The 17,981-nt window shown below is 34.2% G+C and carries 11 protein-coding genes; 1 reads left to right on the top strand and 10 read right to left on the bottom strand.

Annotation, left to right across the window (positions count from 1 at the left end):
* Positions 1–121 precede the first annotated feature (121 nt).
* The 9 genes from BB050_RS04680 to BB050_RS04720 form a co-directional block, all read right to left on the bottom strand.
* Positions 122–2,245 (bottom strand): energy transducer TonB, encoded by a 2,124-nt coding sequence (locus BB050_RS04680; RefSeq protein ID WP_066032787.1) that lies wholly within the window; start codon positions 2,243–2,245, stop codon positions 122–124.
* A gap of 19 nt (positions 2,246–2,264) precedes the next feature.
* Positions 2,265–3,008, bottom strand: a complete 744-nt coding sequence (gene deoC / locus BB050_RS04685; RefSeq protein ID WP_066032788.1) for a deoxyribose-phosphate aldolase — start codon at positions 3,006–3,008, stop codon at positions 2,265–2,267.
* Positions 3,009–3,122: 114 nt separating this feature from the next.
* Entirely contained in the window at positions 3,123–3,506 is a 384-nt protein-coding gene (locus BB050_RS04690) for a VanZ family protein (protein ID WP_008467371.1), read from the bottom strand.
* A complete protein-coding gene (gene gcvH / locus BB050_RS04695) occupies positions 3,499–3,879 on the bottom strand; it encodes a glycine cleavage system protein GcvH (RefSeq protein WP_008467372.1) in 381 nt (126 codons plus the stop codon). The genes BB050_RS04690 and gcvH overlap by 8 nt, the downstream gene beginning before the upstream one ends.
* A gap of 86 nt (positions 3,880–3,965) precedes the next feature.
* On the bottom strand, positions 3,966–11,168 hold the full coding sequence (gene sov / locus BB050_RS04700) for a T9SS outer membrane translocon Sov/SprA (protein WP_066032789.1): 7,203 nt from the start codon (positions 11,166–11,168) through the stop codon (positions 3,966–3,968).
* Between the two features lie 25 nt (positions 11,169–11,193).
* The gene (ruvA, locus tag BB050_RS04705; RefSeq protein WP_008467374.1) at positions 11,194–11,775 is read right to left on the bottom strand and encodes a Holliday junction branch migration protein RuvA; all 582 of its coding nucleotides are present in this window, start codon (positions 11,773–11,775) and stop codon (positions 11,194–11,196) included.
* 79 nt (positions 11,776–11,854) lie between these two features.
* Positions 11,855–14,146, bottom strand: coding sequence for an NADP-dependent malic enzyme (locus BB050_RS04710; protein WP_066032790.1), 2,292 nt, complete (start codon positions 14,144–14,146; stop codon positions 11,855–11,857).
* A 154-nt stretch (positions 14,147–14,300) separates the two neighbouring features.
* Positions 14,301–14,726 carry a CBS domain-containing protein gene (locus tag BB050_RS04715; protein WP_008467377.1) on the bottom strand — a complete coding sequence of 142 codons (426 nt, stop codon included), beginning with the start codon at positions 14,724–14,726 and terminating at the stop codon, positions 14,301–14,303.
* Positions 14,727–15,006: 280 nt separating this feature from the next.
* On the bottom strand, positions 15,007–15,222 hold the full coding sequence (locus BB050_RS04720) for a helix-turn-helix domain-containing protein (RefSeq protein WP_008467378.1): 216 nt from the start codon (positions 15,220–15,222) through the stop codon (positions 15,007–15,009).
* Positions 15,223–15,337: 115 nt separating this feature from the next.
* Here BB050_RS04720 and BB050_RS04725 point away from each other — a divergent pair, with 115 nt between their 5' ends.
* Positions 15,338–15,679, top strand: a complete 342-nt coding sequence (locus BB050_RS04725) for a hypothetical protein (RefSeq protein ID WP_008467381.1) — start codon at positions 15,338–15,340, stop codon at positions 15,677–15,679.
* Between the two features lie 283 nt (positions 15,680–15,962).
* Here the strand turns inward: BB050_RS04725 and BB050_RS04730 are convergent, their stop codons facing one another.
* Complete coding sequence (locus BB050_RS04730; protein WP_066032791.1) at positions 15,963–17,975, bottom strand: OmpA family protein; 2,013 nt, start codon at positions 17,973–17,975, stop codon at positions 15,963–15,965.
* Positions 17,976–17,981 lie beyond the last annotated feature (6 nt).

Here is a 17,981-nt window from a genome sequence, read left to right on the forward strand (position 1 = left end):
ATGTACAAATTAGATTGTAGAATATTAACCTATAAAAATAGATTTTTTTCAATAAAACCTTTACAAATTAAGATCTCAGCATTCTTTAACACTATTATTTCGAAAAATCTTATTAAAAAGACTAGTAATCGAAATACCAGTTAAAAATATCTGAACGTAAACCAATACTAAACCAAGTGGTACTTTGTTTAAAAGTTGTCGCTGTTTCTTGAGTCGGGTCAAAATTTCTGTAGATTAAACTTCCAAACAATTTCAAATTTGTCATTGGGTTAATTAAATATCCTCCTTGAATATCAGCAATAAAAACATTAGTTTTATTTCCTTGTCCAATTTTGACACCTGTATCATAAGGACGTTTTACATCATAGCTTTTATAAATATTTCCGCCATAGTTATATGAGTCTGTAGCGGTATCAAAATCTAAGCCTCTTGTGCCAACAGTCAGTTTGGCATCGGCAAGCCAGCGCCCTTTATGATATCTTGCAATTGCAATAAGTTCTTTAAAATTACCTCCCCATTGGTGTCCAACACTCTGATTGTTGTGTCCGTAATTTGTAATAACGGCACTGTGCGAGTATACATAAGGACGCACTCGGTTGTACTCAACCTGCACTAACAAATCTTTTACATTAAATGCATTAAAGTATTTTGCTCCAAACTGAAATCCAAATTTGTTTTTCCAGCTTTGATTTCCTGCCCCAACATCAGAAACAGAAAACTCGTCAATCAAAAACTGCGAATACAGATTTATACTATTATTCCATTTGTATTTACCAGTAATTCCTAAAAGCGCGTTTCCACTTTTAGATGAAGAACCAAATTCTACCGCTCTGTAGAAGATAATCGGATTCACAAAATTAGCATCAAAACCTCTGTTATTAGTATTTGTCCAAACTACAGATTCAAAAAACCCTAAGTTTACTCTATTGGAAACATTCCAGCTCAAATAGTGATTGGCCATGAATTTTGTTGCGTAAGTCTTTTCGGCCGTTACTTCTGGACGAACATCTTTCATCCACATATACGTATTGGTGTATTTGATTTTCCAGAATTTGGTATTCAGTTTAAAATATGGATACGGACTTGCCCCATCGCTTTCTAACAAAGAACGATAACCGTCACCAATAAAATTTCTTCCGTAACCCAATTGAAAATCAAATATTTTTCCTGGTGCGAAAGTAATATTCGCTTCCGCTAAAGGAAAATCGTAAGCATCTGTTTTGAATCTTTTTGCAATTCCAACTCCTGGAATGATCGCTGGATTTCCTCCTGATGGCTTAATAGATTCAGCATAATCGTTAAAATATCCTGCAAATCTTCCTTGGCTTTCAAAAAATGTAGTCGTAAAGTTGATCTGTTTTCCCAAACCTCCTCTAAAATTAAGAGCTCTGGTATTTACGTAAGTGTAAGAAGCATCCAAATCTGAAGCTTTACCCATTTGTAAATCTACAATCGGATTTAAGGCAAACCAATAGTCTTCTCCCTGAATCTGCACTAAATTTTCATTCCACCATTTTCTTCCTAACCAAGTCGATGTCTTTTTCTGCAACGATTCATTCACTGCTCTCAAATTATAATACTTTGAAACCTCAGCATAAGTATATGGCTTAGAAGCTGTATGGTTATTGCTTCCAACTTGATTCATCTCTGCATCAAACTGAGCATAATAACTATGCGAAAAAGGAATATTTAAATGACTTTCAAATTCTGGATTATTGTATTTTTTGTATACAATACTATCCAATTCTGTCATTGGTTTTTCGGCTGGTTTTAAAATTTCTGCCGCCGCCTGAGCTTCTGCTTCAAGCTGTGCCGCACTTTTTAGCGGAATATCGATAGAAATTGTATATTTAGAATACGTTGGTTTTCCGTTGTAAGTTGAAGGTTTTATTTTTGGAAATGTCCCAAAAACCCTTTTAGCTTCTTCAGACAATTCTTCTGCTTCTGCAGAGACATAAATTACTTTAAATTCTCCTTCTGCATTTACTTCAAAAAGTAATTTTACTGCCCCTTTATAATTGCTCTGTTTTAATTTTTCTGGCACTTGAAAATTGTTAAAAACAAAATCTTGAACTTCTTTATAAAAACAGGTTTCTAATTTTTTACTATCTAAATTTTCGCAGTTAGGAAAAACTGGAAACATTTCTGCCGTAAAACCGGGTTGAACTGAAGAATTGCCATTTTGCTGAGAAAAAACAATAGAGAATGAAAAAATTAAGACAAGGGACAAAAAAAACTTATTCACTTAAAATTGGGGTATTTATTTAATATTGATTTGGGGAAATTTCTCCGTTGGCAATTGCTTTCGCAGCCGAAGTTCCGATACGTTTTACTCCTAAACGAATCATCTCAGCCGCTTCTTCAAACGAACGGACTCCGCCGGCAGCTTTTATTGAAAGCGGAGAAGCATTTTCGAGCATCATAATTATTGATGGAACCGTTGCGCCATTCGGAAGGTCATTTTCTGTTTTGTAAAAACCAGTAGAAGATTTTACAAAAACCGATTCAAAATCATCTTCTTTAAAATTAGATACTACAACATGTTTTATTAAGGCAGATAACTGTATAATTTCTTTATCTGTTAAGGCTGCAACTTCAATAATCCATTTTACTGTTTTATCGTTTGCTAATCCAATTTGTGTTCCGATCAGGATTTCTTTTTTTACTAAATCGAGATCGCCATTTTTGAATGCTTCGTAATTACATACAAAATCTAAATCATCTGCTCCGTTAGCAATGGCTTCATTTGCTTCTTTAATCTTCTCTTCTAGGCTTGACTTTCCTTCAGGAAAATCGATTACGGTTCCAATTAACAAAACGGAATTGGCTTCTACAATCATTTCTTTTGCCATTGCCACATATTCCGGGCGAATCATAATCAGCTTGAAACCTTCATGAATTGCTTCGGCAATTGCATTTTTGACCACAATAGTATTTTCTGCTTCCGAAAGACCAGCTTGCGATGCAGTTTTTAAATACGTAGAGTCCAAATATTGCTTTACATTCATTATGATTAAAGTTGCAGGAAACCAGCACAAAAGTACATTTTATATTGAAAAAACATAGCTTTTTAACTGCTTGATTTTCTTGTAATAAAAAACCCACCGAAGTGGGTTTTATAATTATATTTTATCGATTTGCTTTTTAAATCCTATTGCAGAGAAAACTGCCACAACTGCTCCAAGCGCATTTGCCAAAACATCTGTAACATCTGAAGCTCTTGTAACTGTAAGAGCACTTTGGAGAATTTCGATTGTGATTCCAAAAAAGACAGAAAATATAAAAGAAATCAAATACGCTTTATAATCGTCTGCATCTTTTCCTTTTAATTCTTTTTTGAAAAATAAAATCCACGAAATTGTAAATCCAAAATGAAAACAGAAATGAACAATTTTATCAATACTTGGAAAATTAACCGCCGGTATATTACTAGAATCTGTAAGACAAAAATAAGTAATGATTCCAGAGCAGATAATTGCCCAAATTAATAAGAGTTGTTTAGGCACCGATTAAATTTTTATAAGCTTCATCAGACAATAAAGAATCTATTTCTGATGCATCAGCAATTTTTATTTTAATCATCCATCCAGCTCCGTAAGGATCTGAGTTTACTGTCTCAGGAGCACTTTCTAAATCGTCATTAAAAGCAATGATTTCACCTGTTAATGGCAAGAATAAATCAGAAACTGTTTTTACAGCCTCAACAGTTCCAAAAACCTCATCTTTTGAAAGTGTCTGATCTAAAGTTTCTACTTCAACATACACGATATCTCCTAACTCTTTTTGTGCAAAATGAGTGATTCCCACTGTTGCAACATCACCTTCGATGCTAACCCATTCGTGATCTTTTGTGTACTTTAAATTTGCTGGTATGCTCATAATAGTTGTGTTTGAAAATTGATTGTTTAAAATTTAAGCCACAAATGTAATAATCTTCTAATAAAATCTAGTTTAGAAACTCAAATTTAATTTCCGAAATTATAACGAAGTGTGAAACCTGATCTGATATTCGTTAAAGGGAAAGAAGTCGAAATAACTGCTTTCGAAAACGAATGGTCATAATAGAATATTGCTGTTAAGTTTTTACTGAATGCATAATCTGCCGTCAATTTCAACGTCCAGATATTCTGTCCTGCTGCCAGCTGATTATTATCGTAATCTAAATAGCGAACCAGAGTTTCGTTATTTCTATATGAAAAATCGGCTTTTATGTTGATATCACTTTTAATAATTCCAGTTGGATTATCTGCCAATCTTGATGAAATAATTACGTCTTTAAAACGGTATCCTACTCCTACAACGTACTCTACTCCTCTTACTTCGGTCAATAAATTATTGTCAAAACTCATAGACAAAGCACGATCTTTTTTAACTTCTGTCAATAAGCGGAATGAATTCTTCAACTCAAAATCAACTCTAAGAAGCGGACTAAACTGTTCTACTAAGTTGACATTAGACATAATGGTTTTATTGAAGAAGTTCGTATTTACATCTTGGCCCGTTGGATTTTCATAATAATCAAAATTAGATCTAAACTGGCTAATCGTATATGATGCTCTATAATTATGCTGTAAAGAAAAACGTCTAAAATGATCTTTGAAATATTTATAGCGCATTAATCCATTATACTTCACATTCCAGTTCGGAATAGGGAAACTTCTAAAAATACCCGTTGAGCTCTTAGAAGCGTCTGCTCCAGTATAAGCCGCCATAAACGAAGGCAATAAGACAGCCTGATTACTTTTTGAGAAACCAATAGGATATCCTTCATTGGCTACATATATTTTATAATTAGGATCTGTTTCTGCCGGAATTGGGTTATTTGCATCTCCATATCTAGGAATTTCTCCGCCACCATAATGCTGTTCTGCCAAACGGTTTGCAATAACCAAACGATTGCTTCTAAAATCATCAAATGCAGACGATTCCGTTTCTGTACTTGTTGAAAAAGCCGTTTTAATTAATACGGTCGAAATAGAAAACATTCCGTAAGTATATGGAGACAACGGCACATATTCATTTGTTGCAGGATCTACACTATATTGTTCTGACGAGTTTTCAGAATAAGCACGATCCATGGCCAAATCAATTTTTAAATCTGGCAGTAAATCTACGTTTGCCGTTACTTTTAACAGTTTGTTGCTTACCTGCGTAAAGTTTTGGTTAAAATTCTGATAGCTGGTCAACCATCCGTTTTTAGCCGCTTCAAAACGCACATCATCTTGGCTACCAAATACAAATCCCAAAGAAGGTTTAGATGTACCAAAGAAACCTACACCAGGAATGTAACCTGGTAAAACTGTTCCGCTGTTTTTGGTATAGTTAATCTGAACGTTTTTAATACTTGTCAACACTCCTATCAAACCATCATAAAACGGGTTACTGCTTGTAACTGGTTTAGCCGTGTTTACAATTTTCTCACCTGGCTTTGGCGGCGCAGCAGGTTTTGCTTTTGCTGGTTTTGAACCTGGCGTTAGACCTAAATATTTATACAGTGTATTCATATTTAATGTCGTAGAGAAAGTGTTCGAATTTGCATTTTGAACTGTATTTCCTAAGTCCCAAGACACTCCATTTTCGTCAACATATTGCGAAAGCGCAGTTGATGATCTCTGCCAGTTATAATCGGCTGTATAAGAATAAGTCGCTTTTACAAAACTAAATATTGGAATTTTATTAATTGGAATATCATAATTCAAAACCAATTGCTGTAAATGCTGATTTGGTATACCAATGTCAAAATAATCATCCCAGATATTAAAATCTTCTTTTGGCGTATTATCGTCATTCAAGAAATTTCTAACAATATTGTTTGATGCTGCTGTATAGTTCAGTTTTAATGATTTTGTCAAATTAAATCCAAATCCATATTGGTAATTAAATGCAAAATTTCTTCTATAAAGCGGATCAAGTCCGATGCCTTGAACGTCTTCAACTTGTCTATATTGCTGACGGTTGCTTTGTCTTAAAATATTAGTATTAAACGAAACATTTGAAGGAAGATAATTAAAGTTAAAGTCACTCAGCATTTTCCAATAATCACTTTTTTTCATGAACTGGGTTTGCTTAAACGGCACCACCTCTTTTGGCTGGAAAGTATAAGCATAGTTTACAGCAGTATTAGACTGTTCATCATTATAATTCTCCACTTCATAATCGTGTCTTTCCACCTGATTGTATGATTGAGAAAAAGTAAAGTTTTCTACATCGTAAACATGAGGTTTCTTCTCTGGCGCTCTATCTTTTCGTACTCCAATAAAATTGATGCTTTTACGCTTAGTGTAATCAACTGCACGTGTTCTAATATTTTCTTTTTCTGCTGGATCTGTAGTTTCTTTAATCAATTGATCTAACTTGATATCCTGATTAAATGGATCGTATTCTGGCGTAATAACTTCTTCTCCAATTGCATAATTGAACGGAAGATTAATACCCCATTTTGGAGGCAGCAACTTTCCTAAATTTATATTGGTTACAATGTTATACTGCTGAATATCTTCACGGTCTCTTTCGTTTGCTCCCTGTTCCAGAGAACCAAAACCAATCGTGCTCTTTTTACCAGACGCAGACAATGTCATTAAGTCGGCCATATTGGTGTCTACATTCAATAATGCAGCCATACCACCCTTGTTTTCTAAGTCTGACATACGAAGTTCGTTAAACCAAACTTCTCCCATAATATCTTTATGATTAGCCGCACTTTTTACTCCGACCATTAAATTTCGAACTAAACCAAAGTTTGGATTTCCTTTAATACCCAATGTTAATTTACCGTCTTGGTCACCGCCTTTAACATCTGGATCTCGATCTGGATAATAAATACCATTTATATCTCTTTTTGGCGAATTGATATCGATATTCATTCCCAAAATCTTCATTCTTGTCAATAAAGACAAAGCTAAATCAATATTATTTTCTTCTAGCCAAACCTGATCGGCACTGATGGTACAAGATCCGCCTGTTCTTGTTACTTTTAATGGAATCTCTACCTGATAAAAGTTTTGCGTAAAGTCGTTACCAAAACGAATAAATCCGATCATTTCATCATCTAAAAGCTGAGTTTCATTTGGAAGCGATTCCGCGTGAAGGAACATTTTCAGCTTTTTGTACTGCCGCATATCAACACTTACATTCTTGAAAACCGCTCTAGAATCTTGATATTCTAATCCTGTACCTCCAATTCTAACTGCTAACGACTGCTCATTTTGGTTAATGATTGTATTGTTATTGTACAATTGTTCTCTTTGAACTCCTGGCGGAATAACATAGTTTACAGGACATTTTGTACCGTTTTCTTGAATATTTACAGCCGCAACATCAAATTGGGTTCCATCATCATCAGGATTAGTGTCGTTTGCATCTAACGTCCCTGTGTATTTTCTCCATTCTCCTCTAACTAGATCTAAAGCTCCAAAACGAACTGTCATTTGATCATTAAATCCAGTCATAAACATACGCATGAAACGAATCGATCTAAAGTCTGTAATATTTCCGATGGTATTTTGAGGTTTAGAAACTGGAATCTTAAATTGAATCCATCTTGCATTGGTTGAACCTCCATTCGGAAGTTCTACGTTTTGAACGTCTCTAATATCCGTAATGTAATTTTCTCCAACTTGCATTCCCGGTCTCATATCAATACTGTATTCATAATACGCATTGATTGTACTCATGGTATTGTCACGATTAATATCTTCAACATCTGGAAGAGTTGTCGAACCACGGTTCGGATCATCAACACTTACTGCAGAGTTTCCTTCTGTTCCGTTGTATCTTTTATATCGCTGTAAAACGCCTCCTTCTGTATTTAAGAAGTATTTATAGTTATCCGCCGCAGGATCTTCTTCTCCTGCATAGTTGGTATAAATCGATGCTTCTTTTGCATCTGGCAAACCGTCTAAACCGACATCTTGATTCTTACGATTGTCTGGATTGGTATCAAATGCATAAATCAAGGATTGAGATGCTGGCACGTCTCCCCAAATTGGCTGAGGGTTTACCATAATTTGATCTGGTCCTAAACCATTTTCGTATTGTTTTCTTCCGTCTTTTAAAACGTCTTCGGAAACTTCACCTAAATTGAAATAGATTTTTCCGTTGTTAGTTGGCAATGCTTGTCCAGTACCAACATAAGGATCAAGAACCCAAAACTGAATATATTCAACATTCCCCTGCTCAAAGTTAGTTGAGTTTAATGCACGCATAATTCCACCAAAATTGGCAGATGGATTACCTAAAGCAAAATCAGGGTTATTATTATATGGCCCTCTATCTGATGGATAATAGGTTAAATCCAAAGTATTAATCACCTGAATCTGTCCTTGTGCAATATCTGTATTTGGATAAAGCTCTTTACTATAAATTCTTCTGGTTGTATTTAAAGATAAATCATCATTTGAAATTCCAGATGGTTTTGAAGTATAAAAAATCGGGTCAATACTATACCAAGACAACTTAGCACGTTTGTAACCGTACTCTAGTGTATTTGAATTAGCGTTAAAAGTGTTATCGTTAGCCGAATTAATAAATGGTGTCGAAGCCAGACTCCAAGCATAAGCAGATCTCATATCGATCGTAGTCTGAGTTCCTTCAAAATCATCAATATAAATAGTAGCCTCGCCTTCGAAATCACTTGCTTTTGGAGCGTCTGGCTTCAAAAATGCAATTTCCCCACGAATCGAAAGATTAGAAGGAACATCTGTATCTATATTTGGCAGTTTATTAGCTAATCTTGTTAAAAACGGAACTTCTGTTGAGTAATTTCCATTAAAACCAAAAATGGTATTATTTACAGATTCTTGTCCGTAGCTTGATTTTTGAGTAAAAGGGCGTTCTGTCATTTTTAAGAAAGTACCTCCCACAACAAACTTTTCAGAGATTTTATGTTCAATATTGAATCCCATGAATCGTCTTGTCTGTTGTCCAAAAATTGAATTGTTCTCTAACGAAACCTCAATTGGAGTATTAGAAGCTTGAAGTGATGGATCTAATATCTGTACTCTTCCTAATTGATAATCGACACTATAATCTATACCTTCTACCAAAACTCGTCCTGCAGCTGTTACAACCACAGATCCTTGAGGCACGTTGAAGGCGCCAATAGGAATTCCATTACTTCCAGAAGATTTATACTTACCTCTTAATAAGAATTTGTTTTTATCGCTATCCTGCAAAGCACCCGCCTGAGTGTTTCGATACATATTTCTAAACACATACTTTCTCTGGTTTGGGTTGTATGTACTTGGATCATTATAATTTTCACCAGTTCCTGTGTTTAATTTTCTAAATAAAAGTTCTCCAAAAGGTTCTTTTGTCGTAAAAATAATTCGTGCGTTCTGTACATCTACAGTTACTCCTGGCACATAATCAAAGAATCCGTCTCCTCCGGTCTGCGGGTCATTATTGTAATTTAAACGGTCAAGATTAAAAACATTCAATAATGGCGTTTGATCTAATTTATCATCTGGTGCAGGATTTGGAGGGAAAGAGCTTCCTTGAACCGGCGTAATATAATTGATTGGAGATGGATCTGTATAAAGAATATTAAGTCTGAAATCTTCTTGTTTGATTTGGTAGGCTTGCGGAATTTGATAGACATTTTTCATCATCAAGTTCCAAACCGGATTCTGTACGTTTGTCAAACTACTTTTCAGCATTTTCAAAACCAAACTCTGTGTTATAATAGCTTGATTTCCATTATTATTTCCTGTAACTACCGTTCCATCGACACCATCACTACCAAATTCCCCAACTTGGTACACTTTTCCTCCAACCGTATATTCAAATGCAACTGCCAAAATCTCATCATTGGCCAAGCGTTGCTGTAAAGAGATATAACCCAATTGTGGATTGAAAGTATATTCTTGCGTCGTTAATTTTCTAGCATTTTCTAGAACAGAATAATCTGTGCCTTCATTTGTATTCGCATTATTAAATCCAGATTTTGCTGTTACAATTTCTCTAATGTTAGAATTTAAATAGCTTCCCGGTTTTCCAATTGCTGCAGGATCGTATTTATTATTGGTATTGTCTGTTGGAGAATCTATAGGGTTATTAAAGAAACCTGTTGGATCTGTAATTACAACCACTTCGTCATCTGGAACTCCAGAAACCTGGCCTTCTCCTAAATCCTGAAGTGCAATAATATTTCTTAAGTTGTTATTTCCTGTTGTGATTCTGTTTTGCTTATTGGTTACCCAAACTTCAATCCTTGTAACTTGAACACGGCTGTCGATTAATGGATAATTTTTTAGCGAAGCATCATACTTATTTCTAAAGTATTGTGATAAGAAGAAATGTCGGTCATTATCATAATCTAAAGCAAATAAATCAAAGTTTTGCACGGTTCCGCCACCTTCTGCGACTATACTTTTGGTTTGAGACTTTTGTTCTGAGAAAACTCCAGTAACAGTTGTCTTACCAAATTGCAGCTGTGCTTTGACCCCAAATAAACTTTGCGCGCCTCGAATAAGTGTACTGTTTAAAGGCATGCTGACGTTACCTACCTCAACTTTCTGAACAATGTCGTCTTCTGAAGGCGTATACGCCAGTTTAAATAAGTTTTGAAAAGCAAACGTTGATTGTGTATCGTAGTTGGCATTTACTTCAAGACGAGTTCCAATTTTACCCATCAAACTCATACTGATCCTTTGATCAAAATCAAAAGTGAGTGAAGATCTGTTTCTTGGAGAAAATGAAGGATTATCTTGTTTAGTATATCGCAAACCCAAGTCCATTTCTACTGATCCTGTGGGTTTTACATCTATAGTGTTACTTCCAAAAATACTTTCGAACAAACTCGAATTGATATAATATCTTGGCAATAAATCTTTTTTGGCAGCTTCGGCACCAGCTTTTTTGCCATCAATGGCATCCGATTTTTTTCTAAAATAATTTCGTCTAGATTCTTTTAGAACTAAATCTTCGTATTCTTTTGGCGTTAAAATTAAAGGGTAATTGATAGAAAAACCATCTACAGAAGTGGTGTAAATATAGCGATCTGTAATAGGATCGTACTTATATGCCGAAAGTACACTTGGAGGATCTTCGAGATCTATCTTACCTACTGAAAACTGAGTTTTAGTTGTATCTTGAGTTACCGGTGTAACCTGTGCACGCAAAACATTACCGCAGAGCAATACCAGCAACAAAATACAAATTTTACGCATAGAATTCTTTTATATAAAATGAAAATTATAAGCTTTTTAAAGCCTTTTTGATAATTGTTTCAGCAGTAGCTTCAGGATCTTCTTTTACGATTCTTTCTACCACTTTTTCAGAAGCTTTTCGCACAAAACCTAGAACTTCTAGAGCAGATAACGCTTCATCTCGATTTCTATTGTTTTGAACAGCAAAAACTTCATCTATATCATACAATTTAACAACTTTTTCCTTTAAATCAAGTATAACCCTTTGTGCTGTTTTGTTTCCAATCCCTTTGATAGACTGAATTATACCTACATCTCCAGATGCAATGGCATTTATAATTTGCTTTGGCTCTATAGACGAAAGCATTGTTCTTGCGATTCCAGCTCCGATTCCTGAAACAGAAATCAGCATCCTGAAAATTTCACGCTCGGTTTTTTCGGCAAAACCATATAAAGTATGCGCATCTTCTTTAATTTGAAGATGCGTATACAATTTTATATTTTCAGAATTTGGAATTAAAGAGAAGGTATGCAGCGATATATTCACCTGATAACCAACTCCTCCACAATCAATTACAACCTCTGTAGGATTCTTTTCTACTAATCTCCCCTGCAAATGTGCTATCATAAATATAGTTTATTAGTATCAAATATAACAAAAATGCCATAAAACTACGACAAATTTGTTCAATCCTTGTAAGAACGTTTTATTGTGTTATTTTATTCTTTTTAATTTCTTTTTCTTGTGCATCAATAACGGCAATTGCTGCCATATTCACCATTTCTTCAACGCTAGCACCCAATTGGAAAATGTGAACTGGTTTACCCATACCCATCATAATAGGCCCAATTGAGTTCACTTTATACAATTCTTTTAATAATTTATAAGTGATATTTGCTGACTCTAAATTAGGGAAAACCAACGTATTTACTTTTTTTCCAGCTAATTTAGAAAATGGGAATTTCTCTTGAAGCATTTCTGGATTCAAAGCAAAATCTGCCTGAATTTCTCCATCAACAATTAATTCTGGATGATTTTTATGCAAGTAAGCTACAGCTTCTCTCACTTTTGATGCGCTCTCACTTGTTGAAGAACCGAAGTTTGAGAATGAAACCATTGCAATAACTGGCTCAATTCCGAACATTTTTGCTGTTTTTGCCGTCATAATCGCAATATTAATCAAATCTTGTGCAGATGGATTAATGTTGATTGCTGTGTCAGACAAGAACATTGGTCCGCGAGATGTAAGCATCATGTTTGCAGTTGCAATAAGTGAAGCGTTCTGTGCTTTTGGAATTAATTGCATCATAGGTTTTACAACAGAAGGATAACTTCTTGAGTGCCCTGTTACCAATGCATCTGCCTCTCCTTCATTAACCATCATGGCTGCAAAATAGTTTCTTTCACGCATGAATTTTTCTGCATCCAGTTTAGAAACGCCTCTTCTTCCTCTTGTTTCCCAGAATGATTTCGCAAATCGGTTACGTCTTTCTACTTCTTCATCTGTTTTAGGATCAATGATTTCAAGATCAGCATCAAAACCTAATTCTTGTTTCAATTCTAAAATCACTTCTTTGTTTCCTAATAAAATTGGGAATCCGATTCCGTCTTCGTAAACAATTTGAGCTGCTTTTAAAACGTTTAATTGATCTGCCTCTGCAAAAACAATTCTTTTCGGATCTAATTTAGCACGGTTTGTAATCAAACGCACCATTTTGTTATCGTTACCCATACGCTCGCGCAATACATCTTCGTAAGCTGCCCAATCTGTAATAGGATTTTTTGCCACTCCAGATTCCATTGCTGCTCTTGCAACTGCAGGTGCTACAACAGTAATCAATCTAGGATCGAATGGTTTAGGAATGATATATTCTTGTCCAAAACCAAGTTTTGTTGCACCATAAGCTACGTTAACTTGCTCTGGAACTGGTTCTTTTGCCAAAATAGCTAAAGCTTTTACAGCCGCCATTTTCATTTCTTCGTTGATTTTTGTCGCTCTTACGTCTAGTGCTCCTCTAAAAATATAAGGGAAACCTAATACGTTATTTACCTGATTAGGAAAATCTGAACGTCCCGTAGCCATAATAACATCTTTACGAGTTTCTACAGCCAAATTATAGTCGATTTCCGGATTTGGATTTGCCATTGCAAAAACAATCGGATTGTTTGACATTGTCAATAACATTTCTGGTGAAAGAATATCTCCAGAAGATAATCCGATGAAAACATCTGCACCTTTTACGGCCTCGTCTAAAGGAATTTTAGCTCCGTCGATAGCATATTTTAATTGTAAATCTGAAAGTGCTGGATTGTCTTTTGTTAAAAGTCCTTTACTGTTGTACATTAAAATGTTCTCAACTTTTACTCCAAGCGAAACATATAAATCTGTACAAGCAATTGCAGCAGATCCTGCACCAGAAACTACCATTTTTACATCTTCAGCTTTTTTACCTGCTAATTCAAGTGCATTGATTAAAGCTGCAGAAGATATAATTGCTGTTCCGTGCTGATCGTCGTGCATAACTGGAATGTCCAATTCTTCGATCAATCTTCTTTCGATTTCAAAAGATTCTGGAGCTTTAATATCTTCCAGATTGATACCTCCAAAAGTTGGAGCAATATTTTTTACAGTCTGAATGAATTCTTCAACATTTTCTGTATCAATTTCGATATCAAAAACATCAATGTCTGAGAAAATTTTAAACAATAAACCTTTTCCTTCCATTACAGGTTTTCCTGCTTCTGGACCAATATTTCCAAGTCCTAAAACAGCTGTACCGTTTGAAATTACGGCTACTAAATTTCCTTTTGCTGTATATTTATAAACGTCTTCTTTATTTGCTGCGATTTCTAAGCATGGTTCTGCAACTCCTGGCGAATAGGCCAATGATAAGTCTCTCTGTGTTGCATATTTTTTTGTTGGAACTACCTGAATTTTTCCTGGAGTTGGTTCTGCGTGATACAGTAACGCTTCTCTTCTTTTACTCTCTTTGTTCATTGTTTTTAGCTTTTATTCTAGCTTACAAAGATATAAGTCTTGTTTTAAAATGGCGTCTTTTTAGCGTTTTCTTTTCCTAAAATCTATTCGAATAAATAAAAAAAGTCCAATAGAAATTGGACTCGTTTGAATTTTTATCGTTTTTAGGTATGCTTTATTGAGAAATATAAGAATTCAAATGGTTGATTGTGTCTTTCTGAATTTCTATAATTGCCTTCACTACATCGCTAATTGAAATGACTCCAACCACATTTCCGTCTTCTAAAACAGGCAAGTGTCTTATTCTTTTTTCGCTCATAAGTTCCATACAATCTTCAAGATTATCTGAAAGTTTTACTGTAAAAACATGACTTTCCATAATCTCATGAACAAAAGTTTCTTTTGAAGATTTATCTTTCAGTACAATTTTTCGGGCGTAATCTCTCTCCGATAATATTCCTTTTAAAACATTATCATCCATCACTAAAATTGCCCCAATGTTTTTTTCTCCCATAACTTTTAACGCATCATAAACCGTTAAATTGGAGAAAATAGAATAAACATTTCTTCCTTTTGCTTTAAGTATTTGATCTACAGTCATAATGAAAAATTTTTAGATTTATAAAGTTAAAACAAAAACCAACACAATCTGCAACGAAATCGATTTTTTAAAATCATAACCAATTCATTTTAAACATAATACATCAAAATTTAAATTTTCAAAATTATAGTGTAAAGAATGAATTTGTTTAGAATTGTTTTTTGAGGAAAATTAGATTTTTTAACTTTTACCAACCAGAAACTCCTAGCGGAGTTTTTTTCATTTTTTGACCATTAACGATACTATAGCCTACTGGGAATCAAGGAAATAATATTTTAGATTAAAAATCAAGCAATTCACTTATTGAAATTTCTAACCCTTTAGCCAGTGCAAGTAAATAAATATAAGTAGGATTAAATTCACCTGCTTCAACTTTATGTATAGATTGTTGATCTTTCAATATCAACAATCCTAGTTTAGCTTGTGATAATCCTTTGGCATTTCTAAGCTCTTTAATTCGAGCTCCTAAACGCTTTAATTCTTCTGACTGCTCCACTTCTTTTAATTTCAGACAATTTGCGTTTTCTATTTATTATTTTTAACATACTATAGTATGTTATTTAAAGTTTTTCGTACATTTGAATTTCATCATAGAAATACTAAACATTATTATGGAAGCGACCGAAATCAAAAATTTAGATAATCTAAAAAAATTAACCACTTTATATTTTCATACTTTAAAACCAGCAAATGATAAAACCGATTCAAATGTTGCTCAGATTAAATTTCAAAATTATTCTGAAATGGGTTATTTCATTTCCGACATGCTGAAAATGTGTATTTTGGCTTTAGATCAAAACGCTCATAATTTTTTAGAGAATAATAAAAAACAGTCTATAAATGTGAGTTTAATATTAGAAACTATATTGCAATTAATTCCTTTGGATGAATTTGAATTTTTAAGTGAGATTAATGAAATAGTAATGAACGATTCTAATTGTATTAATTCATAAATAAAACATTATTTCACTGATTTTATTAACCAATCAAATGTCCCTACGGGACATTATAAATACGGATAAACATTTGCATTCTACCAATCAGTCACTCCTAGCGGAGTGTTTTTTTCACACATTATATATAATTCGAAACCCACTCCGCTAGGAGTGACTGATCGGTAGAAAAAAAAAAAAAAATCACACCACCCATCCATTATCCCGTAGGGATTATTTCTAAACAAAAAAACCTTTTCTAAAATTTAGAAAAGGTTTTTTGTAATTTATAAAGAAATGATTTTTACATCGATACAATAATAAACTCGCTTCGTCTATTTTGCATGTGTTGTTTTTCTGTACATTTTACACCATCAGCACATTTATTTACTAATTGCGTTTCGCCATAACCTTTTGCAGTTAGTCTGTCTTCGCTAATTCCTTTTTGAATCAACCAATTTTTAGTTGACTGTGCTCTTTTCTCCGAAAGAATCTGATTGCTTTCTGAAGAAGAACGGCTGTCTGTATGCGAACGAATATCTAGTTTCATGGCTGGATATTCATTTAAAAGATTGACCACTTTCATTAATTGCGGTTCTGATGTTTTCTTGATGGTTGCTTTACCCAAATCAAAGAAATTCATAGGCAGGTTTAGCAATTTTGCAATATCTACTCCTACTCTTATAGAACCTACTTTAACAGGACTGATTGTCGTTTTTTTGATCGCTACAGTTTTTGCCGCAAGTGGCTTAAATACTTTATTTAATGCAATCATTTGAGTAGTTTCTCCTTTTTCTTTAAGGATTGCTACCAAAACTTCTTTGGCATTATAATCGTTTTTAGCCGTTCTAATAGTATATTTTTTACCGCATCTTAAATCAGGAAAAATGTAATTTCCTTTTTCGTCTGTAGTGATTGTTCCTACTGGATCAAATTTTTCGTTAAACAAAGTCAGAGATGTATTTGCTAAGATTTCATTTGTTTCTGCATCGGTAACCGTTCCAGATAAGTTTTGTTCGCAGATTAATCTTCTTGTTTCTGTAAATCTATAAATATCATCTAAACCTAGTCCGTTTTCTCTGTTTGAAGAAAAATAACCGCTTCTGCTTTTACTGTCAATGCTAAAAGCAAAATCGTCTTGCTTGCTGTTTACAGGTTCTCCAACATTTAAAACGTCATCAAAAGTTCCGTTTGCTTTTATACGAGAAGCAAAAATATCCAATCCGCCTAAGCCTGGACGTCCGTCAGAAGCAAAATACAATTCGTTTTCTCCAGAAATGAACGGAAAAGTTTCTCTTCCTTCCGTATTAATTGCTGGCCCTAAATTTTCTGGCGTACCAAAAGTTCCATCTTGATTGATTGCAACTTTATAAATATCAGACTGCCCTAACGTTCCCGGCATATCTGATGCGAAATACAACGTTTTTTCGTCCACACTTAAAGCTGGATGCGCCGTACTATATTGGTCGCTGTTGAACGGAAGTTCTTTTACATTTTGCCATGTGTTATCGATAAGTTCTGCTTTGTACAATTTAAGAAGCGTTACGTTTTTATCATTGCTTCTTCTTTTACCGTCTGTAAAATTATTTCGCGTGAAATACATCGTACGTCCATCTTTTGTAAAAATCGGACTTGACTCATTGAAATTGTCTTTTTTCCTTTTTACTAAAAGCTCTGGTTTTCCAACGCTTCCGTCTGGCATTAAATCGGCTGTGTACAATCTAGAAAACGATCTGTTTGTCCATTGAAAATTGGATTTCACAACTCCGCCCGTATCGCGCGCAGAAGTAAAAACAATTTTGTTATTGTAAACAACGCTTCCGTAATCTGAATATCTAGAATTGACTCCTGCATCGGCTATTTGAAATCGGCCTGAGTTTTCTTTGATATCTTCTAGATAGTTTTTATCACTTCTGATTAAATCTGCTCTTTTTTCTGCACTTGCCTTATGATTGAATTTCTGTAAAATCTCATCAGACTTACGATAATCTCCAGCTGATTTTAATGATTGTGCATATCGATATAAATATTCAGCATCTTGGTTTTCGTTTATTATAAATAATTGCTCATACCATTTTAATGCGCTTTTTAGTTCTCCATTAAAATAATATGAATTTGCCAAACGCTGAATTATTCCTTGATCGGTAGTCTGCTCAGTTACCAAACTCTCGTAAACTTTTATGGCATCCGCGTAAGCGTACTCTTCGTATTTTTTATCTGCATATTTTATGTTCATGTTCGTGAATGGGTTTTGTGCATTCACATTTGAAATAAAACTAGACAGTAAAAAGATCAAAATTAATTTTATAGCTTTCATAGGTTG

The sequence above is a fragment of the Flavobacterium anhuiense genome (assembly GCF_001705175.1).
Taxonomy (GTDB): domain Bacteria; phylum Bacteroidota; class Bacteroidia; order Flavobacteriales; family Flavobacteriaceae; genus Flavobacterium; species Flavobacterium anhuiense.